The organism is Pseudomonas sp. CC6-YY-74, assembly GCF_002025205.1.
Taxonomy (GTDB): Bacteria; Pseudomonadota; Gammaproteobacteria; order Pseudomonadales; family Pseudomonadaceae; genus Aquipseudomonas; species Aquipseudomonas paeninsulae.
The window spans coordinates 2,544,483-2,564,095 of sequence record NZ_CP019947.1; the positions used below are offsets into that span (position 1 = coordinate 2,544,483).

Consider the following 19,613-nt stretch of genomic DNA (forward strand, 5'->3'; position numbering starts at 1 on the left):
TCTGACCCTCCTAAGAGTTGATCTGCTTGAAATACGGTGAACCTTGGCGCAGAAGAAGCCCTCACATCAGTTGATGAGCTACGGGTCGGATGCGCCTTTCCATGGTGGGGATACTGCACAGGGGTTAGACCGCTAGCGAAAATTGATTGTTCCAGAATCAAACGCGCCAACCCTGGCCTTTCGTCTGAAACTGTATAGGACCAAGGTCTTATTTCCGGCTCGACTTACCTGCATGCGACATCCCCTCTGCATCTTTTATCGGTTCGACAAAACCTCAGGGTTTGGCCAACGCTTCTTCTTGGGTAAAATGCCCGCCGTAGCCCCCTCCTTGGAATCTCCGTGCGCCAGCCCCCCGACCGTCTCTTCGCCCAGCCCCTTGCCCAGGTACCAGACTTCGCCTTCAACGAGGACGTGGTGCGGGTGTTCCCGGACATGATCAAGCGCTCGGTGCCCGGTTACCCGACCATCGTCGAGAACATCGGCGTACTCGCCGGCCAGTTCGCCCAGCCGCACAGCGTGCTCTACGACCTCGGCAGCTCCCTCGGCGCGGTGACCCAGGCCCTGCGTCGCCACGTACAGGTCGAAGACTGCCGGGTCATCGCGGTGGACAATTCCAGTGCCATGGTCGAGCGCTGCCGCGAATACCTGCATGCCCAGGACTCGATGTTCCAGGAGCTGTTGCCGGTCGAGGTGATCGAGGCCGATATTCTCAGCCTGGAGTTCCAGCCGACCTCGCTGGTGGCGCTGAATTTCACCCTGCAATTCGTCCAGCCAGAACAGCGCCTGACCCTGCTTGGCCGGATTCGCCAAGCCCTGCTGCCCGGCGGCGCCTTGATCCTCTCGGAGAAACTGCGCTTCGAAGATGCCGAGCAACATCAGCTGCTCGGCGACCTGCACATTGCCTTCAAGCGCGCCAACGGCTACAGCGAACTGGAAATCGCCCAGAAACGCAGCGCCATCGAAAAGGTCATGCTGCCAGACAGCCTGGAGCAACACCGCGAACGCCTGCTGGCCGCCGGTTTCAGCAAGGTGGTGCCCTGGTTCCAGTGCCTCAACTTCACTTCATTGATTGCCCTGCCATGATCAACCGCCTCGACCTCGATGCCCTGCAAGCTGCGCTGGCGGGCACCCCACTGCAAGACTGGGCAGCCGGTCTGCCCGGACAGATCGACGCCAAACTGGCCATCGGCCATGGTGACCTGCAGCGCTGGTACGGCGCCGTTCAGGCCTTGCCTGCGCTGAACGTCGAACAACTGGAGCTGTTGACTGCCTTCACCTTCGGCGGCGCCTGTGATGACAGCACCCGCGCCGAACTGCAAAGCGCGCTGCAAGGGTTGATCCCCTGGCGCAAAGGCCCTTTCGAGCTGTTCGGCGTGCATGTGGACACGGAATGGCGCTCGGACTGGAAGTGGCAGCGCGTGGCGCCCTACCTCGACCTGACCGGCAAGCGTGTGCTGGATGTCGGTTGCGGTAACGGCTACTACATGTGGCGCATGCTCGGGGCCGGCGCCGACAGCGTGGTCGGCATCGACCCCAACTGGCTGTTCCTCTGCCAGTTCCTGGCGATCAAGCATTACCTGCCCAAGCTGGCAGCCTGGCACCTGCCGCTGGCCTTCGAAGAACTGCCGGGCAAGCTGCAAGGCTTCGACACGGTGTTTTCCATGGGCGTGCTCTATCACCGGCGCTCACCGATCGATCACTTGCTGGACTTGAAGGACTGCCTGGTCAAGGGCGGCGAACTGGTCTTGGAAACCCTGGTGGTGGAAGGTGATGCTCAGCAGGTGCTGATACCCGAAGACCGCTACGCGCAGATGCGCAACGTCTGGTTCCTGCCCTCGGTACCGGCCCTGGAACTGTGGCTGCGCCGCGCCGGCTTCGTCGATGTGCGCTGCGTGGACGTCAACACCACCTCGGTGCAGGAGCAGCGCGCGACCGAGTGGATGCGCTTCCAGTCGCTGCCGGAATTCCTCGACCCGGCCGACCACAGCCGCACCCTCGAAGGCCTGCCGGCACCGACCCGCGCCGTACTGATTGCCCGCAAGCCGTGATTGGCGGCGTTCATTCGTACCGGGGGCGGGCTGAATCATTCAAGTCGTAGGGTGGACTCAGGAGCGCAGCGAACAGTCCACCCTAACCAGCAGCAACGGTGTACTGCTTCGCGAGTACGCCCCACCGCGTCAGTCCACATCCATCAGCTAGCGATTGGCTGCCGCAACGATCAACTGCTTCATCTCCGCTACCGCCTGCTTGAAACCGACGAACAGGGCATGCGCGACCAGGGCATGGCCGATGTTCAGTTCGTTGATCCCGGCAATCGCCGCCACCGCCTCGACGTTGTGGTAATGCAGGCCGTGGCCGGCATTGACGATCAGGCCATGGGCCAGGCCGCAGGCAACGCCGTCGCGAATCCGCGCCAACTCCCTGGCTGTTTCGGCCGGCGTAGTGGCATCGGCATAACGCCCAGTATGCAACTCGATCGCTGGGGCACCGACGCGCTTCGAGGCGTCGATCTGCCGTGGGTCCGGGTCGATGAACAGCGAGACTTCGCAGCCGATCCTGCTCAGGCGCTCAACCGCGGCGCGAATCCGCGCCTCTTGCCCGGCCACGTCCAGGCCACCCTCGGTGGTCAACTCCTGGCGGGTTTCCGGCACCAGGCAGACGTGCTCGGGACGAATGCTTTCGGCGAAGGCGAGCATCTCTTCGGTGACGCCCATTTCGAAGTTCATGCGCGTCTGCATGACCTCCCTGAGCACCCGCACATCGCGCTCCTGGATGTGTCGACGGTCTTCGCGCAGGTGCACGGTGATGCCGTCTGCGCCCGCCTCTTCGGCGTCCAGCGCGGCCTTGACCGGATCCGGGTAACGGGTACCGCGGGCCTGGCGCAGGGTCGCCACATGGTCGATGTTCACACCTAGCAGAATACGGTTAGCGTCAGTCACGTGGTGGCTCCTTGAGCGTCATGAAGAGTTCGCGGCTGACCAGTGGTCGACCGCCTAGATGGGGCGCCAGGGCTTGGCGCATCAGGCGCTTGGCCGCGGCCAGAGCGCCCGGAGCAGTCCAGTCGGCCTCGGCCATGGCCAGTAACTCACTGCCATGGAACACGCCTGGCTGCAACTGGCCGACTGCTTCCAGGCCAGCATCGGCCTGCAGGCGATAGAGGCCCGCCGCGACGATTGGCTGGCCAAGCCGATCCTCATTGAGGGCGAAACCATAGCCCAGCTCATCGAGCAAACGCCATTCAAAAGAACGCAGCAAGGGCTCCAGCGCCCGGCCCTGGGCCAGCGCCTGGACGGTCAGGGCGTAGTGTTCGAAAGTCGCCGGGTGCGGGTCTTGCTCCGGCAGCAGGCGGATCAGCAGTTCGTTCAGATAAAGACCACTGAACAGGGCCTGGCCGTGCAGCAGATTGGGGATACCGGCGGCCTCGAGACGGCTGACGGTCTTCAGCTCACCGCGCCCGCGCAATTCCACTTCCAGCGGCACGAAAGGACGCGCCAGGGTACCGGCCTTGCCCCGCGCGCCACGCAATACCGCACGCAGACGGCCTTGCGGGGTGAGGAAGTCCACCAGCGCACTGCTCTCGCGGTAAGCACGGCTGTGCAAAACATAGGCTGGCTGGCTGACCGGGAGCATGGCGGGTGTTTACTCGGCATGGCGGGCGCAAGGCTGCGCCCGCGTGCAGCTCAAATGTTGTCGTAACCCAGCGAACGCAAGGCGCGCTCATCGTCCGACCAACCACCTTTGACTTTGACCCAGAGGTTGAGCATGACCTTGGAGTCGAACATCACCTCCATGTCCTTGCGCGCATCCTGGCCGATGCGCTTGATCCGCTCGCCCTTGTCGCCAATGATGATTTTCTTCTGACCGTCGCGCTCGACCAGAATCAGCGCATGGATATGCAGAATCCGCCCGTCGCGCTTGAACTCTTCGATTTCCACGGTGATCTGGTACGGCAGCTCGGCGCCCAGTTGGCGCATGATTTTCTCGCGCACCAGTTCGGCGGCGAAGAAACGGCTGGAGCGGTCGGTGACCTGATCTTCCGGGAAGAAGTGCACACCCTCGGGCAGGCGCTCACCCACCAGTTTTTCCAGGGTATCGAGGTTATGCCCGTGCTGGGCGGAGACCGGGACTATCTCGGCGTTGGGCAACTGGGTCGCCAGCCACTCGAGATGCGGCATCAGATCGGCCTTGTCTTCGAGGCGGTCGGTCTTGTTGATCGCCAGGATCACCGGCCCCTGCACGTACTGTATACGCTCCAGGACCAGTTGGTCCTCGTCGGTCCAGCGGGTACGGTCGACCACAAAGATCACCACGTCGACATCTTTCAGCGCCGACGAGGCATTCTTGTTCATATAGCGATTGAGGGCTTTTTCGTTGTTCTTGTGCAGGCCAGGGGTATCCACATAGATCGCCTGCACAGTGCCTTCGGTCTTGATCCCGAGCATGTTGTGCCGGGTGGTCTGTGGCTTGCGCGAGGTGATCGCCAGCTTCTGCCCGAGGATGTGGTTGAGCAGGGTCGACTTACCCACGTTGGGCCGGCCAACAATGGCGACATAGCCACAGCGTGTAACGGGTGTATCAGTCATGACCATTCTCCACACCCAGGGCAATCAAGGCGGCGGCTGCAGCGACCTGTTCGGCGATGCGACGGCTGGCACCCTGGCCCAGGGTTTTGTCATTCAGTAAGGAAATCTGGCATTCGACGACGAATGTCCGGCAATGCGGATCGCCCTGGATATCCACCACGTCATAGCGCGGCAACTCGCAGGCACGCGATTGCAGAAACTCCTGCAAACGGGTTTTCGGATCCTTGTTGGTATCGACCAGAGTCAAACTTTCCAGTTCATTGGTCAGCCAGGCGACCACGCGCTCGCGCGCGGCGTCCATCCCGGCATCCAGGTAGATGGCGCCGATCAGCGCTTCGAGGGCATCGGCGAGAATCGATTCACGGCGGAAGCCGCCACTTTTCAACTCGCCCGAACCGAGCCGCAGGTAGTCACCCAGATTAAAACCGCGGGCCAGGATGGCCAGGGTCTCGCCCTTGACCAGGCGCGCGCGCAAACGCGACAACTGCCCTTCGCGGGCCTGGGGGAAGCGCTGGAACAGCACCTCGCCGGCGACGAAGTTGAGGATGGCATCACCGAGGAATTCCAGGCGCTCATTGTTGAGCCCGGCAAAACTGCGGTGGGTCAGCGCCAGCACCATCAGGTCCTGATCTTTGAAGGTATAGCCGAGCTGACGCTCGAGACGAGCTAACGAAGCACTCACGGCATGCGCACGCGATATTCTTTGTCGAACCGCACCACCAGATCGAGGTTCTCGATCAGTGGCTCGCGCTTTTCATACTTCAGATGCGCACGAAACTCGTTGTTCTCGATTTTCACTTTCAACGCGTCTTTCAGATTCAGGTCGCGAATGCTGTTGATCTCCATGCCCTTGCTAACATGGCCATAGAAAGCGCCGATCGTGCGGATATCCATGGTTTGATCCGTCTCCACCGAGGTGATGATTTTTTCCATCGACATATAGTCGAGGTAATGTGGCAGCATCTTGAATGCCGTGCTGGCGAAGAACGCCACAACCGCCAGTACCATCAACCAGCTCAGTATCGACAAGCCTTTCTGCGACCGTGCAAATGTCATGTTTGCCCCCAAGTTCGACCAATGTGAGTGCTCAGCGAGCCAAGACTATATATAGCCGGCGGCGCCGTAATGAACAGCACCGCAAAAAACGCGAAACGTCAGTGAATCAAACCGACGCGAGAGAAATTCGGCAGATTGTGTAGTTTCGGGTCAGGCCAGCTCATCCAGATGGCGAACGCTTTGCCGACGATATTCTGATCCGGCACCATGCCCAGTAACGGTTGGGGAATGGCCGGATCGTTCCAGTAACGACTGTCATTGGAGTTGTCGCGGTTGTCGCCCATCATGAAGTAATACCCTTGCGGCACCACCCACTCGCGCCCTGGCTCGGCCCGATAACGATTCATTTCCTTGCGAATCAGGTGCTCGGCCTCACCCAGCTGCTCCCCATAGAGGGCCACGCTACCGAGACTGCCTGGCTCTTCGCCGAGCAATTGCTGGGCTACCAGCTGATCGTTGAGGAACAGGCGCTTGTCAGTGGTGTAACGAATACGATCGCCAGCCAAACCCACCACGCGCTTGATGTAGTTGATGTTCGGGTCGCTCGGGTAACGAAACACCATGACATCGCCGCGCTGCGGGTCATCCACGTCAATGACCTTGATATCCAGCACCGGCAGGCGAATGCCGTAGGCGAACTTGTTGACCAGAATGAAATCACCCACTTCCAGGGTTGGTTTCATCGAACCGGACGGGATCTGGAACGGCTCGACCAGAAAGGAACGCAGCACCAGCACGATCGCCAGCACCGGGAAGAACGATTTACCGTACTCCACCAGCAATGGCTCTTTGTTCAGGCGTTCGACTACGGCCTCGTCAGGCTGGTTGACCTGGCCCTGGTAATTACCAATAGCCGTACGGCGGCGCGGGGCCAGAAAGATCAAATCGAACAGCGCCAACGCACCACAAACGGCGACAGCGATTACCAGCAACAGCGGGAAATTTAGCGACATAGGATCTAACTATCCAACCTGAGCACAGCAAGGAAGGCTTCTTGTGGAATTTCCACGTTACCGACCTGCTTCATCCTTTTCTTACCGGCCTTCTGCTTTTCCAGCAATTTGCGTTTACGGCTCACGTCACCACCGTAACACTTGGCCAGCACGTTCTTTCTGAGCGCCTTGACAGTAGTTCGCGCGACAATCTGCCCGCCAATGGCGGCCTGGATTGCCACATCAAACATCTGCCGAGGAATCAGCTCTTTCATCTTCTCGGTCAACGCACGACCTTTGTAGTGTGCGTTGTCACGGTGCACGATCAACGCCAGGGCGTCGACTTTTTCAGTGTTGATCAACACGTCAAGCTTGACCAGATTAGCCGACTGATAACGATCGAAGTGGTAGTCCAGCGAAGCATAGCCACGACTGGTCGACTTCAGGCGGTCGAAGAAATCCAGGACCACTTCGTTCATCGGCAGGTCATAGGTCACTTGTACCTGGGAACCGAGAAACAGCATGTCGTGCTGTATGCCACGCTTCTCGATACACAGGGTGATGACATTACCCAGATGTTCCTGTGGCACCAGGATATTGGCCCGCACGATCGGCTCACGCATGTCTTCGATAGTCGACGGATCAGGCAGCTTGGACGGGTTATCGATGTAAACCGTTTCACCCGTCTTCAGCAGCAACTCGAAAATAACCGTCGGGGCAGTGGTAATCAGATCCAGGTCGTACTCGCGCTCCAGGCGCTCCTGGATGATTTCCATATGCAACATACCGAGGAAACCGCAGCGGAAGCCGAAGCCCAAGGCATCGGAGCTTTCCGGGGTGTACTGCAAGGATGAGTCGTTCAGCGTGAGTTTTTGCAGGGCTTCGCGAAAATCCTCGAAGTCATCCGAGCTAACCGGGAACAGGCCGGCATAGACCTGCGGTTGTATGCGCTTGAAGCCGGGCAACATGTCGACGTCGGGGGTAGAACTCAAGGTCAGGGTATCGCCCACTGGCGCACCGAAAATGTCCTTGATACCGGCAATGATGAAGCCCACTTCACCGGCCTTGAGGTCAACCGTGGCGCTGTGCTTGGGGTTGAATACGCCAACGCTGTCGACCAGGTGAATCTTGCCGGTGGATTTCACCAGCACCTTGTCACCTTTCTTGATCCGCCCATGACGCACGCGCACCAGGGAAACCACCCCCAGGTAGTTGTCGAACCAGGAGTCGATGATCAACGCCTGCAAGGGCGCCTCGATATCGCCGGTCGGCGCGGGAATGGTGTGCACCAGGCGCTCGAGCACTTCGTCGACACCCAGGCCGGTCTTGGCACTGCAGGTCACGGCATCGGTGGCGTCGATGCCGATGATTTTCTCGATTTCTTCCTTGACCCGATCCGGGTCGGCCTGCGGCAGGTCGATCTTGTTCAACACCGGCATGACTTCGAGGCCTTGCTCGATGGCGGTGTAGCAGTTGGCGACCGATTGCGCCTCGACACCCTGACCGGCATCGACCACCAGCAACGCACCTTCACAGGCCGCCAGGGAACGACTGACCTCATAGGTAAAGTCGACGTGACCGGGCGTGTCGATGAAGTTCAGCTGGTAGGTCTTGCCGTCGCGCGCCTTGTAATACAGGGTCACGCTATGAGCCTTGATGGTAATCCCGCGCTCACGCTCAAGGTCCATGGAATCCAGGACCTGGGCTTCCATTTCACGATCGGCCAGGCCACCACACATCTGGATAAAACGATCGGCCAGGGTGGACTTGCCGTGATCGATGTGGGCGATGATGGAGAAATTGCGGATATGACTTAGGTCACTCACAGGACAACACTCGAAAAGGTCGCAGGCGGCAGCCCGCCGAAAATAGCCGTGAAGTGTACCCGATTGGCGCCGCAGCCGTCACGCCCAGGCACCAATAGGCAGACATGAACAAGGGCGACCGAAATCGCCCTTGCTCATGTCTGCTTGTCGCACTCAGCGTTGCATCAAGTCCGGGGCAGCGCATTAGCGGCGCAGAGGCAGCCGGTAATCCGTACCGAGCTCACTCCGCCAACTTGAAGGTAATGAAGCTGGCGCGCCCCTGGCGCAGCACGCGCATTGAGACAGAGCGGTTTTTCGGCAGCGCCTTGGCCACCCGGGTAAAGGTTTTCGCCGAGTCGATGGCCTGATTATTCAAATGGGTGATCACATCACCCGGACGCAAGCCAATCAGAGCCGCGGGGCCGTCAAGCACTTCGGTGATCACCACACCGCCTTTCAAATCGAGGCCTTTCTGCTGTTCGACCGTCAACTCGACCACCTTGACGCCGAGTCGATTACTGCTGCGCTCCACCCCAGGCCCAGCCGCGCCGCCCAAGGTTTCGCCGTCTTCCGGCAAAGCACCAATAGTCAACTTGAGCTTCTGCCGCGCGCCGTCACGCACCACATCCAGCTCAGCCTTGCTACCTGGCTTCAGGCGCCCCACCAGATGCGGCAGATCCCCCGACATGACGATCGGCGCGTCATTTATGCTGAGAATTACATCACCAACCTGCAAGCCACCCTTGGCTGCAGGACCACCTTCCAGCACCTGGGCAACCAGCGCACCTGCCGGTTTATCCAGACCGAATGACTCGGCCAGGTCCTTGTTCACTTCCTGAATCACCACGCCCAACCAGCCGCGACTGACCTTGCCATCGACCTTCAGCTGCTCGACCACTTCCAGGGCAACGCTCATTGGAATGGCGAAGGACAAGCCCATGAAGCCGCCGGAACGGGTGAATATCTGCGAATTGATACCCACCACTTCACCCGCCAGGTTGAACAGCGGGCCACCAGAGTTACCCGGATTGATCGCCACATCGGTCTGGATGAACGGTACATAGCTTTCATTCGGCAGACTGCGCCCCTTGGCGCTGACGATACCGGCGGTCACCGAATGATCGAAGCCGAAGGGCGAGCCGATGGCCAGCACCCATTCGCCGACTTTCAGATCCTCGGATTTGCCCAGCCTGACCGTCGGCAGATTCTCGCCCTCGATCTTGAGTAGGGCCACATCGCTACGCGGATCGGCACCAATCAGCTTGGCTTCCAGCTCACTGCGATCAGGCAGACGCACGATGATTTCATCGGCACCGGCGATCACATGGTTGTTGGTCAGCACATAACCATCGGCGGAGATAATGAAGCCGGAACCCAGCGATTGCGCCTCACGCTGGCGACCACCGTTTGGCGTGCGCGGAACCCGAGGGATATTGCGTTCGAAGAACTCGCGGAAGATCGGAGGCAGGCCTTCAAGATCGGGGATCGCCAATTCGCCAGCGTCCGCCACACGCTCCGGCATTTTCTGCCGAGTGCTGATGTTGACTACCGCTGGCGCAGCCTCTTCGACCAACTCGGTAAAGTCCGGCAAGCTTGCCTGGACAACCACCGCCTGCCCCAAGAGCAGTAAAGCGAGCAAGGCAGAGAAAGACGATTTCAGGCTAGGCATCGATATACAACTCCCCATCGAAAACGAGCAAAAAGCTCAAAACGCTGCAGCAGATCCGGCGAGCAAAGCACGCAAGACAACCGGTTGCAATGCCGGATCATCGGCCGTGCGACTGCTGTGCCAGCGCACCGCCAACCAGGCCACGAACAAGCCGACAAAGGCAGACAGGATCACCAAAGGCTCACTCAAGGTCAGCTGTTCGGCCAGCAATGCCGCGCTGAACAAGCCGATCAAAGGCAGCAGATAGACCAGTAACGAGCCGCGCACCAGCAATTCCTCGCGCACGCCAATCACCACTGCATCACCCACGCTCAACTGCAGCTCACAGAGCGCTCGAACATAGCCCATACGCCCACTGGCGCCCAACTTGTCGAGCACGCCATGACCGCAACCAGCGCTCACCGAGCAGCTGGAACAGGTGCTTTTACGCATGGTCTCGACCCAGACAGCGCCCGGCTCGACAGCCACGACTCGCCCCTGTTCCTCGATCATTGTATAGCCTGCCCCTCTATGGCGCGCATCGACAAGGCGACGCGCTCCGCAGTGCCCAGCGGAATTTCACCGACCACCGTCACCATCACATCGCCATCAGCGGTCGTCAGACGCCGCGAAACCGCTGCAGTCGGGCCAATCTGACTGCGCGCATCTTCGGCCATGACACCATGCAAGGGCTCAACGAACACCGAAAAACGCGCCAAGCCGTCGAAATAAACCAGGCTGGCGACTTGCTCATCGGTAGCTTCGTTGCGACGTTCGGCCACCCGACTCAAGGTGAAACCTGGCGGCAACCAGTCGGAACGCCAGGCCTCGACAACCTCAGCTGCCGCCTTGCTGGCGGTTACCGGCTGACAACCTGCTCCAGACTGCAGTTCCTGGTCAGTAGGCAACGTGGCAACATCGAGTTGGGTGAACTGAAAGCGTTCGAGCAACTGCCCCTTGTCATTCAGTAACAGGGACTTCAACGGCAGAGCGCTTTCCTGATCCAGATGCAACTCAACGCCATAGCGGTGCTGGTCGCGCGGCGACAGTGCCAGCACCACAGCCGCACGCCCCGCCACACGCGACTTGCCGATGACCCGCAGATCATAAGACTCAAGCAGTCGCTGGCTACTCAGGTCGTGCGCCGACCACGCCTGATAGTCATCGACCTGGCCGACCAAGGCACCGCTGACGCATTGGGTGCGGCCATCGACACGCAGCACTTCCTGCGCCACCCCATCCAACTGCAATAATCGCTCACGCACCACGCCAGCCTCATCCACCCGATGCCAAATACGGTGGGTAGAGAAGCTGCCGTTACGCTCATAAACGAATGTGCCTTGAAAGCTTTGGCTTTGGCCAGCATCAGCCATTCGCCCAAGCCAATCTTGCGTCTCGGCAGCGACAGCAGGGAATGCAAGCCAACTACCGAACAACAAAGAGATGACGGGAATAAAGCGCATGCGCCTCCTTAGCGGCTTTCCAGACTTGCAGCGCGAGCATAAGGCAGCGCGCTTTCATTGGCATTCATGGCAGCTTGCTGAGCATGCTGGCGCAAATAATCCGGCAGACGCTTGTCATGCCAGCCGGGCGTGCCCTCACTGGCAGGTTCAGCCGCACCTTGTTGCTCTCCCGCAGTACTGAAACCCGCCAGCATGGCTGGGCCTTGCGCTTGAGGAGCGCTCATGGCCGGCTGAGCAGCCTGCTGCGCCAATTGTGTACTGGCAACTTCATCCTGATTGTACAAGCGCACACCAGCCAGCACGGCAACCGTAACAGAAGCGGCTACGGCAAAACGACCAACTGAACGCCACGGGCCGCGAACGACGGTCTTGCTCTGCACCGGCAAGGCTTCGTCGGCCAGCGCCGCAGACACAGCAGCCGCAATATCCAGACGCGGCTCCAGCAGCTCATTGTGCATCACTGCACGAGCAACCTGATAACGCGACCAAGTTGCACGCAATTCGGCATCGTCGCTCGCACTGAGCACGCGCCGCAGTTCCATTTCGTCCGCTTCGTTATCCATCACTGCGGACAGCGATTCCTGCAGGGCTTCACGACTCATGGCGTTCCTCTCTTGGCTGTCGCCGCTGTCTTAACTTTCCTGCAACAGAGGTTGCAAGGATTTATCTACGGCCTCACGAGCCCGAAAAATTCGCGATCGCACAGTACCGACTGGACACTGCATGACGCTCGCAATGTCCTCGTAACTCAGACCATCAAATTCGCGCAAGGTTAGGGCGGTGCGCAAATCCTCTGGTAATTGCTGGATGGCCCGATGCACGGTGGCTTCGATTTCATCCCGCAGCAACGCTCGCTCTGGCGACTCGATATCCTTGAGGGCGTGATCGCCATCATAGAATTCCGCATCCTCAGCACTGACATCGCTCTCTGGCGGCCGCCGACCGCGCGACACCAGATGATTCTTCGCCGTATTGATGGCAATGCGGTACAGCCACGTATAGAACGCACTGTCACCGCGAAAATTCCCCAGCGCTCGGTAAGCCTTGATGAAAGCTTCCTGCGCCACGTCTTGCGCTTCATGGGTGTCATGCACGAAACGCACGATCAACCCAAGAATCTTGTGCTGGTATTTCAACACCAACAAATCGAATGCACGCTTGTCACCACGCTGCACGCGTTCGACCAACTGCTGATCTTCTTCCTGAGCTAGCATCAACACTCCTCATTGAGTCCGAAGGAGTGCGCCGCCAACCAATCAATCGACTTGCCAAGATAGACCCGGACGTTGCGCAAAAGTTCTCCCCTCCAAACAAGCTTCCTGCAGAACGCTTTATGTCCTGCACGGAGTGACGCAGCAACGCCCTGTAAGCCCTGCCGCGCAAATAATCTTAGACCACTCATCTGCCGGCGATTGAAAGCCGTTGAAAGCCTTCAACGCACCCCCGTCAAATAAGCGCTGTCCTCTACGGGCGACCCTTTATGGAACCTGAAAGACTAAGAAAGTTCCCCAGTACCACAGTAGGTCATAAGCCGGCTATTGTGCCGCCCGCCCCCTCTATATACTAGGGGCCGCTTACTTGCGGAATCACGACATGAGCCAACACTACCAACACGACGTTCTGGTCATCGGCAGCGGGGCCGCCGGCCTGACCCTGGCGCTGACCCTGCCCGAGCACCTGCGTATTGCCGTGCTGAGCAAGGGCAATCTGGCCAATGGCTCGACTTACTGGGCCCAAGGTGGCGTGGCAGCAGTGCTGGACGACATGGATACCGTCGAGTCACATGTCGACGACACCCTCAATTCCGGTGCCGGCCTGTGTCGCGAAGAGGCGGTGCGCTTCACCGTGGAGCACAGCCGCGAAGCGATTCAATGGCTGATCGACCAGGGCGTGCCCTTCACCCGCGACGATCAGACTGCCCGCGAAGACGGCGGCTTTGAATTTCACCTGACCCGCGAAGGCGGTCACAGCCATCGACGCATCATCCACGCCGCCGACGCAACCGGCGCGGCGATCTTCAAGACCCTGCTCGAGCAGGCCAAGCTGCGGGCCAACATCGAAATGCTCGAGCAGCACGTGGCGGTTGACCTGATAACCGCCCGCAAACTCGATCTGGCTGGCGAACGCTGCCTGGGCGCTTATGTGCTCAATCGTGCCAGCGGCGAGGTTGACACCTATGGCGCGCGCTTCGTCATCCTCGCCACCGGCGGCGCAGCCAAGGTATACCTGTACACCAGCAACCCGGATGGCGCCTGCGGCGACGGCATCGCCATGGCCTGGCGCGCCGGCTGCCGGGTCGGCAACCTGGAGTTCAACCAGTTCCACCCGACCTGCCTGTACCACCCGCAGGCCAAAAGCTTTCTGGTCACCGAAGCCCTGCGCGGCGAAGGCGCGCTGCTCAAACTGCCCAATGGTCAACGTTTCATGCAGCGCTTCGATGCCCGCGCCGAACTGGCCCCACGCGACATCGTAGCCCGCGCCATCGACCACGAGATGAAGCGCCTCGGCGTGGATTGCGTGTACCTGGACATCAGCCACAAGCCGGCCGATTTCATCAAAACGCACTTCCCCACCGTCTATGAGCGCTGCCTCGACTTTGGCATCGACATCACCCGCGAGCCGATCCCGGTCGTGCCGGCCGCGCACTACACCTGCGGCGGCGTGGTCGTCGACCAGAGCGGACACACCGATGTACCGGGCCTGTACGCCATTGGTGAAACCAGTTTTACCGGCTTGCACGGTGCCAATCGTATGGCCAGCAACTCGCTGCTGGAATGCTTCGTCTACGCCCGCTCGGCGGCGGCCGACATCATGCAGAAACTGGATGAGGTGAGTGCGCCGAGCAACCTGCCGACCTGGGATGCCAGCCAGGTGACCGACTCGGATGAAGACGTGATCATCGCGCACAACTGGGATGAACTGCGGCGCTTCATGTGGGACTACGTCGGCATCGTGCGCACCAACAAGCGCCTGCAGCGCGCCGAACATCGGGTGCGCTTGTTACTGGATGAAATCGACGAGTTCTACAGTAACTACAAGGTCAGCCGCGACCTGATCGAGCTCAGAAACCTGGCGCAGGTGGCCGAACTGATGATCCGTTCGGCCATGCAGCGCAAGGAGTCTCGCGGCCTGCACTACACCCTGGACTACCCGCAGCAGTTGCCCGTGGCCAAAGACACTATTCTGCGGCCACCCATCTACGGCGACTGAATTTCAGGCGCACACGCAAGCGCCTGTGCATATCCCGCGGCATGCCATCATGCGGGATGCACAGGCCGCGCACCCGGCGCTCGCCCGCCAGACTAAAGCGCAGCACCACGACCAACGGCAACGCCAGACTGTCGGGGCGCAACTGGATTGCCTGCCAGCCGCCAGCAGTACTCCACAGCTGCCAACCATCGGCCGTGCAACGCAGCCCGCCGAACGCCTGCGGCGCACTCAGCAGGATATGCCGCGGCAATACCCAGGCGGCATGCCCCAGACACAGGACGACGCCCAGCGACAGCGCCCACAGCGGCATCGCGACAAGCGACAAGCTGAGCAGCGCTAGCGCCTGTACCAAGCCGTAGAGCAGCAGCAAGCGCCGCGACGGCTGCCAGCGGCACTCGAAGCTGTCACTTGGGCTGGACACGGTCCAGAATCATGCGAACCATGCGCTGCAGGTCGGCATCTTCAGACTCGCCTCGCTGCATGAACCAACCGAACATATCCTGATCTTCACACTCGAGCAGCTTGCGGTAACGCTCGCGATCTTCGGCATCGAGGGTTGGATAAACCTCCTTGACGAATGGCACCAGCAGTACATCCAGCTCCAGCATGCCGCGACGGCTGTGCCAGTAAAGGCGATTGAGTTCTGTCGAATCGACCATGGGGCGGTTCCTTGATAGAGCCTGGCAGGGATAAAGCGGCGCAGTATAACAGTCAGCCACAAGACGGGTGGCCGCCCCCTGCAAGCCAATCCTGGACGGTTCGAACCAAGCCCTACTCAAGCTATTTCTCGGCTTTTACGCAAAGCCTGTAGCTTGAGACTTGTGGCTGCTTTTATGATGACGCCCTCACTTTCATCCAGCGATTGTTTATCCCTATGGCCGATTCCGCGTTTTTCTCCACTCTCAGCCACGAAGGCATTCTCGCCGTTCGCGGTCCTGATGCGAGCAAACTCCTCCAGGGCCAACTGACTTGCAACCTCAACTACCTGAGCGATGTCAGCTCCAGCCTCGGTGCGCGCTGCACCCCGAAAGGCCGCATGCTGTCGAGCTTCCGGATTGTCAGCGTGGCCGACGGCTTCCTGCTGGCAATGGCCAGCGAGCTGGTCGAGCCGCAACTGCTCGACTTGCAGAAATACGCGGCATTCAGCAAGTCCAAGCTGATCGACGAAAGCGCTGCCTGGGTACGTTTCGGCCTGCATGACGGCGACGCCGCGCTGGCCGGCCTCGGCCTCGACCTGCCCCGCCACGCCGACAGCGTGGCGCGGGCCATCGACCTGCTGGCGCTGCGCCTGAGCGACGGCCGCGCCGAACTCTGGGCACCAGCGGCCCAGCACGACAGCCTGCACGCCCACCTGGCTGCACAGCTGGCGCACGCCCCACTGAATCAATGGCTGCTGGCCCAGGTGCGCGCCGGCATCGGCCAGGTGCTGGGCTCCACTCGCGAGCTGTTCATCCCGCAAATGCTCAATCTGCAGGCATTGGGCGCTGTCAGTTTCAAGAAGGGCTGCTACACCGGCCAGGAAATCGTCGCGCGCATGCAGTACCTCGGCAAACTCAAGCGCCGCCTGTATCGCCTGGCAGTGGACGGCGAGCAACTACCCGCGCCGGCACTCGAACTGTTTACCCCCGAGCGCAACGCCAGCGTCGGTGAAGTGGTGCTGGCCGCGCAAAGCGACAGCGGCTTCGAGCTGCTCGCCGTATTGTTGGAGGACGCGGTCAGCGACGGACGCATTCACCTCGGTACGCCGCACGGCCTGCCGCTCAGACTGCTGGACCTGCCCTACACCCTGGACAGCAACCTCGAAATCCAGCGCTAACCACACTGCACCTGCAGCCGATTACCGAAGAGATCTGCCCCATGAGCAAACTTGCCGAAAAAGTCCAACAGGAACTGATCAAGGCCATCGACAACGATGATCTGGTACTGCCTACCCTGCCGGAAGTCGCATTGAAAGTCCGTGAAGCGGCAGAAAACCCGGACATCGGCATTCCGCAGATCAGCAAGGTAATCGGCAACGATGCGGCGCTGACCGCCCGCATCATCAAGGTGGTGAACAGCCCATTGCTGCGCACCACCAAGGCAATCACCGACCTGCAGATGGCCGTCAGCCGCCTGGGCATCAACTACACCTGCAACCTGGCCACCGGTTTGGCGATGGAGCAGATGTTCCAGGCCACCTCGGACGTGGTCGACCGCAAAATGCGTGAAGTCTGGAACAAAAGCACGGAAATCGCCGGCATCTGTCACGTGCTGTGCAAGCACTACACCCGCTTGATGCCGGACCAGGCGACCCTGGCCGGTCTGGTGCACCAGATTGGCGTGCTGCCGATCCTCACTTACGCCGAGGACCACAACGAACTGCTGTCCGACTCGATCAGTCTCAACCATGTGATCGAGCAAATTCATCCAATTATCGGTGACAAGATTCTGCGCACCTGGGACTTCCCGGAACTGATCGCCATGGTGCCGAGCCAGCATCTGGACTTCACCCGCGACAGCGCCAAGGTCGACTACGTCGACATCGTCCAGGTCGCCATCCTGCAGAGCTACCTGGGCAGCCAACATCCCTACACCCAGCTGGACTGGAGCCAAATCCCGGCATTCAGCAAGCTCGGCCTGGACCCGAACCAGAACATGAATGACGACGAAGATCTCTCCGCGGCCATGGAAGCGGCCATGGGCATGCTGCAGTAAAGCGCAAGCCTATGCGGCGGCCTGCTCGCCGCCGCATAGGCTTGCGATAGCGAATTGATCAGGCGTCCTCGAGCAGAAACTCCACCCGCACCAGCAACCCCTGCGGCTGTACCTGATGCAGGCTGATGCGCGCCTGATGGGCGCGGCAAATCTCGCCAACGATGGCCAGGCCCAGGCCGCTGCCAGCCCCCTGTGCGCTGCGCCGATAGAAGCGTTCGAAGACCCTTTCGTGATCGTCCTCAGGGATCCCCGGGCCATCGTCCTGAACCTCGAGGATGCCTGGTGCCAGCACCCGCAGGATCACGTTGCCACCGGCCGGGGTATGCGCCAGGGCGTTATCCACCAGGTTGCACAACAGCTCGTTGAGCAGGGTCGGCTCGCCGCGCAGCCACACCGGCTGCTCGGCCTCCAGCGCCAGGGCGATACCGCGCGCATGGGCCAGGGGTGCCAGCGCCAGGCCCAGCTCACGGGCCAACTGGCTGAGATCGAGACGGTGCGCGCCGCCCTCGGCAATCGCCCGCGCCCCGCTTTCGATGCGCGCCAGCGAGAGCAGTTGGTTGGCCAGCTGGGTCAGGCGGTCGGTGTTCTGCGCTGCCTCTTCCAGGGTGCTGCGCCAGGCGGCCGGCTCCTGCGCGCGCAGACCCAGTTCGACCCGCGCCTTGAGCGCCGCCAAGGGCGTGCGCAATTCATGAGCGGCATCGGCGATAAATTGCGACTGGCGCTCGAACAGGCCACGCAGACGGTCATTGAACTGGTTCAAGGCATTCACCAACGGGCGTAGCTCACGCGGCAGTTCGGCATCTGCCAGCGGGCGCAGATCGTCGCTGGCGCGTGCGGCCACGGTGCGCCGCAACAGTTCCAGGGGGCGCAACGCGGCGCTCACCGCCAGCCACACCAGCAGCAATGCGCTGAACGCCAGCAAGCCCATGCGCCACAGCGTGCCGACCAGCAATTCACGGATCATGCGCTCGCGCGCGCCCAGGGTCTCCGCCACGCGAATCTCGGCGATGCCATTGAGCAGTGGCTCGCTGACCGGTTGCAGCAGGCTGACCATGCGTACGCCCTGGTTGCGGTAGGTGCCATCGTAGAAATGCGCCAGTGCCGGGTAATCGTCGGTGCGCGGGGTGCCGGGAGGCGCAGCCGGCAGATCGTCGTAGCCGGAGACCAACTCCCCGCGCAGATCCAGCACCTGGTAGTAGATGCGTCCGGCGCTGTCGTAGGCGAAGGTATCCAGGGCGACATAGGGCACGTTGGCCTTGAGCCTGCCATCGTCGGTGTACAGACCCTGGGCAATCGCCCGCGCCGACGCCAGCAAGGTGCGGTCATAGGCGGTGTCGGCGGCGCGCCGGGCACTCCAGTAGGCACTCAAACTGCTGACGAGCAGGGTCAGCGCCAGCAACAACGCCAGACGCCGTAGCAGCCGCCCGCGCAGGCTACCGACTTCAGCCACCCCGCGCCTCCAGCCCTTAGTCACCGACCGCCTCCAACAAATAACCCAGGCCACGGAAAGTAACGATGCGCACGCCGCTGCCCTCGAGCTTCTTGCGCAGGCGATGGACGTAGATCTCGATGGAGACGGCGCTGGCCTCCTCGTCCAGGCCAAACACCTGGGCGGCCAGTTGCTCCTTGCTCATCACCCGCCCTGGCCGGGCAATCATGGCCTCCAGCACCGCCTGCTCGCGGGCGGTCAGGCTGAGGCTTGCACCCCGCGCACTGAAGCGCCGGGTCGCCAGGTCGTAGACCAGTTCGCCACAGCGCTGCTGCTGCTCGCCGCCCAGCACACTGCGTCGTAGCAGTGCCTTGACCCGCGCCTCTAGTTCACTCAGCTCGAAAGGTTTGGCCAGGTAATCGTCGGCACCGAGGTTGAGCCCATGCACCCGATCCCTGACCTCACCACGGGCGGTCAGCATCAGTACTGGCAAGGTTTTTCCGCGTGCGCGCAGACGCGCCAGCACCTGGAAACCATCGAGGCGCGGCAAGCCGATATCGAGTATCGCCAGGGCGTACTCCTCGCTGGCCAGGGCCAGGTCGGCGGCCACTCCGTCGTGCAGCACATCCACCGTCCAGCCGCCGCTTTTCAGGGCCTGGGCCACGCTCGCCGCCAGCTGCGGATGGTCTTCGACCAGCAGAATTCGCACCGCCACCTCCCTCCAGAATCGAGTCAGACAATCGCTACCGACCACGCCGTCCGTGGCGCAGTTTACAGACGCGAGGCGCCCTGT

21 protein-coding genes are annotated in these 19,613 nt (G+C 60.9%); 5 read left to right on the forward strand and 16 right to left on the reverse strand.

Annotated elements, in window-relative coordinates:
- Positions 1-339 precede the first annotated feature (339 nt).
- Entirely contained in the window at positions 340-1,083 is a 744-nt protein-coding gene (gene cmoA / locus B2D37_RS11610) for a carboxy-S-adenosyl-L-methionine synthase CmoA (protein WP_079202833.1), read from the forward strand.
- Positions 1,080-2,048 (forward strand): tRNA 5-methoxyuridine(34)/uridine 5-oxyacetic acid(34) synthase CmoB, encoded by a 969-nt coding sequence (cmoB, locus tag B2D37_RS11615; RefSeq protein ID WP_079202834.1) that lies wholly within the window; start codon positions 1,080-1,082, stop codon positions 2,046-2,048. Before cmoA ends, cmoB begins: the two co-directional genes overlap by 4 nt.
- A 147-nt stretch (positions 2,049-2,195) precedes the next feature.
- Here the strand turns inward: cmoB and pdxJ are convergent, their stop codons facing one another.
- From pdxJ to rpoE, 12 genes are all read right to left on the reverse strand, one after another.
- Positions 2,196-2,939, reverse strand: coding sequence for a pyridoxine 5'-phosphate synthase (gene pdxJ / locus B2D37_RS11620; RefSeq protein WP_079202835.1), 744 nt, complete (start codon positions 2,937-2,939; stop codon positions 2,196-2,198).
- Positions 2,932-3,630: a DNA repair protein RecO gene (gene recO, locus B2D37_RS11625; protein WP_079202836.1), complete on the reverse strand. Its 699-nt coding sequence runs from the start codon at positions 3,628-3,630 to the stop codon at positions 2,932-2,934. Before recO ends, pdxJ begins: the two co-directional genes overlap by 8 nt.
- Positions 3,631-3,680: 50 nt before the next feature.
- Positions 3,681-4,583: a GTPase Era gene (era, locus tag B2D37_RS11630; RefSeq protein ID WP_079202837.1), complete on the reverse strand. Its 903-nt coding sequence runs from the start codon at positions 4,581-4,583 to the stop codon at positions 3,681-3,683.
- Entirely contained in the window at positions 4,576-5,265 is a 690-nt protein-coding gene (rnc, locus tag B2D37_RS11635; protein WP_079202838.1) for a ribonuclease III, read from the reverse strand. The genes era and rnc overlap by 8 nt, the downstream gene beginning before the upstream one ends.
- Positions 5,262-5,639, reverse strand: a complete 378-nt coding sequence (locus tag B2D37_RS11640; protein WP_079202839.1) for a DUF4845 domain-containing protein — start codon at positions 5,637-5,639, stop codon at positions 5,262-5,264. Before B2D37_RS11640 ends, rnc begins: the two co-directional genes overlap by 4 nt.
- Before the next feature lie 98 nt (positions 5,640-5,737).
- The gene (gene lepB, locus B2D37_RS11645; protein WP_079202840.1) at positions 5,738-6,592 is read right to left on the reverse strand and encodes a signal peptidase I; all 855 of its coding nucleotides are present in this window, start codon (positions 6,590-6,592) and stop codon (positions 5,738-5,740) included.
- Positions 6,593-6,597: 5 nt separating this feature from the next.
- A complete protein-coding gene (lepA, locus tag B2D37_RS11650) occupies positions 6,598-8,397 on the reverse strand; it encodes a translation elongation factor 4 (protein ID WP_079202841.1) in 1,800 nt (599 codons plus the stop codon).
- A 220-nt stretch (positions 8,398-8,617) separates the two neighbouring features.
- Positions 8,618-10,045: a DegQ family serine endoprotease gene (locus B2D37_RS11655; protein WP_079202842.1), complete on the reverse strand. Its 1,428-nt coding sequence runs from the start codon at positions 10,043-10,045 to the stop codon at positions 8,618-8,620.
- Positions 10,046-10,081: 36 nt separating this feature from the next.
- Entirely contained in the window at positions 10,082-10,537 is a 456-nt protein-coding gene (locus B2D37_RS11660) for a SoxR reducing system RseC family protein (RefSeq protein ID WP_079202843.1), read from the reverse strand.
- Positions 10,534-11,487 (reverse strand): MucB/RseB C-terminal domain-containing protein, encoded by a 954-nt coding sequence (locus B2D37_RS11665; RefSeq protein WP_079202844.1) that lies wholly within the window; start codon positions 11,485-11,487, stop codon positions 10,534-10,536. Before B2D37_RS11665 ends, B2D37_RS11660 begins: the two co-directional genes overlap by 4 nt.
- Positions 11,488-11,495: 8 nt before the next feature.
- A complete protein-coding gene (locus tag B2D37_RS11670; protein WP_079202845.1) occupies positions 11,496-12,089 on the reverse strand; it encodes a sigma-E factor negative regulatory protein in 594 nt (197 codons plus the stop codon).
- 30 nt (positions 12,090-12,119) lie between these two features.
- Positions 12,120-12,701, reverse strand: coding sequence for an RNA polymerase sigma factor RpoE (rpoE, locus tag B2D37_RS11675; protein WP_079202846.1), 582 nt, complete (start codon positions 12,699-12,701; stop codon positions 12,120-12,122).
- 379 nt (positions 12,702-13,080) lie between these two features.
- Between rpoE and nadB the strand changes: the two genes are divergently transcribed.
- Positions 13,081-14,697 (forward strand): L-aspartate oxidase, encoded by a 1,617-nt coding sequence (gene nadB, locus B2D37_RS11680; protein ID WP_079202847.1) that lies wholly within the window; start codon positions 13,081-13,083, stop codon positions 14,695-14,697.
- Here nadB and B2D37_RS11685 read toward each other — a convergent pair.
- The gene (locus B2D37_RS11685) at positions 14,666-15,118 is read right to left on the reverse strand and encodes a protein YgfX (RefSeq protein WP_079202848.1); all 453 of its coding nucleotides are present in this window, start codon (positions 15,116-15,118) and stop codon (positions 14,666-14,668) included. The two genes, nadB and B2D37_RS11685, sit on opposite strands and share 32 nt — an antisense overlap.
- The gene (locus B2D37_RS11690) at positions 15,102-15,356 is read right to left on the reverse strand and encodes a succinate dehydrogenase assembly factor 2 (protein WP_079202849.1); all 255 of its coding nucleotides are present in this window, start codon (positions 15,354-15,356) and stop codon (positions 15,102-15,104) included. Before B2D37_RS11690 ends, B2D37_RS11685 begins: the two co-directional genes overlap by 17 nt.
- 215 nt (positions 15,357-15,571) lie before the next feature.
- On the opposite strand from B2D37_RS11690, the gene B2D37_RS11695 reads away from it, so the two are divergent.
- Complete coding sequence (locus B2D37_RS11695; RefSeq protein WP_079202850.1) at positions 15,572-16,513, forward strand: folate-binding protein YgfZ; 942 nt, start codon at positions 15,572-15,574, stop codon at positions 16,511-16,513.
- A gap of 41 nt (positions 16,514-16,554) precedes the next feature.
- Entirely contained in the window at positions 16,555-17,391 is an 837-nt protein-coding gene (locus B2D37_RS11700; RefSeq protein ID WP_079202851.1) for an HDOD domain-containing protein, read from the forward strand.
- Between the two features lie 58 nt (positions 17,392-17,449).
- Here B2D37_RS11700 and B2D37_RS11705 read toward each other — a convergent pair whose 3' ends face one another.
- Both B2D37_RS11705 and B2D37_RS11710 read right to left on the reverse strand, forming a co-directional pair.
- The gene (locus B2D37_RS11705; protein WP_079202852.1) at positions 17,450-18,841 is read right to left on the reverse strand and encodes a sensor histidine kinase; all 1,392 of its coding nucleotides are present in this window, start codon (positions 18,839-18,841) and stop codon (positions 17,450-17,452) included.
- Positions 18,842-18,857: 16 nt separating this feature from the next.
- Positions 18,858-19,529, reverse strand: a complete 672-nt coding sequence (locus tag B2D37_RS11710; protein WP_079204967.1) for a response regulator — start codon at positions 19,527-19,529, stop codon at positions 18,858-18,860.
- Positions 19,530-19,613 lie beyond the last annotated feature (84 nt).

Bases quoted from the DNA above. Each gene is read 5' to 3' on its own strand.
- cmoB (WP_079202834.1), top strand. From the start codon at position 1,080: ATGATCAACCGCCTCGACCTCGATGCCCTGCAAGCTGCGCTGGCGGGC.
- recO (WP_079202836.1), bottom strand. From the start codon at position 3,630: ATGCTCCCGGTCAGCCAGCCAGCCTATGTTTTGCACAGCCGTGCTTAC.
- era (WP_079202837.1), bottom strand. From the start codon at position 4,583: ATGACTGATACACCCGTTACACGCTGTGGCTATGTCGCCATTGTTGGC.
- B2D37_RS11640 (WP_079202839.1), bottom strand. From the start codon at position 5,639: ATGACATTTGCACGGTCGCAGAAAGGCTTGTCGATACTGAGCTGGTTG.
- lepB (WP_079202840.1), bottom strand. From the start codon at position 6,592: ATGTCGCTAAATTTCCCGCTGTTGCTGGTAATCGCTGTCGCCGTTTGT.
- B2D37_RS11655 (WP_079202842.1), bottom strand. From the start codon at position 10,045: ATGCCTAGCCTGAAATCGTCTTTCTCTGCCTTGCTCGCTTTACTGCTC.
- B2D37_RS11660 (WP_079202843.1), bottom strand. From the start codon at position 10,537: ATGATCGAGGAACAGGGGCGAGTCGTGGCTGTCGAGCCGGGCGCTGTC.
- B2D37_RS11665 (WP_079202844.1), bottom strand. From the start codon at position 11,487: ATGCGCTTTATTCCCGTCATCTCTTTGTTGTTCGGTAGTTGGCTTGCA.
- B2D37_RS11670 (WP_079202845.1), bottom strand. From the start codon at position 12,089: ATGAGTCGTGAAGCCCTGCAGGAATCGCTGTCCGCAGTGATGGATAAC.
- rpoE (WP_079202846.1), bottom strand. From the start codon at position 12,701: ATGCTAGCTCAGGAAGAAGATCAGCAGTTGGTCGAACGCGTGCAGCGT.
- nadB (WP_079202847.1), top strand. From the start codon at position 13,081: ATGAGCCAACACTACCAACACGACGTTCTGGTCATCGGCAGCGGGGCC.
- B2D37_RS11690 (WP_079202849.1), bottom strand. From the start codon at position 15,356: ATGGTCGATTCGACAGAACTCAATCGCCTTTACTGGCACAGCCGTCGC.
- B2D37_RS11695 (WP_079202850.1), top strand. From the start codon at position 15,572: ATGGCCGATTCCGCGTTTTTCTCCACTCTCAGCCACGAAGGCATTCTC.
- B2D37_RS11700 (WP_079202851.1), top strand. From the start codon at position 16,555: ATGAGCAAACTTGCCGAAAAAGTCCAACAGGAACTGATCAAGGCCATC.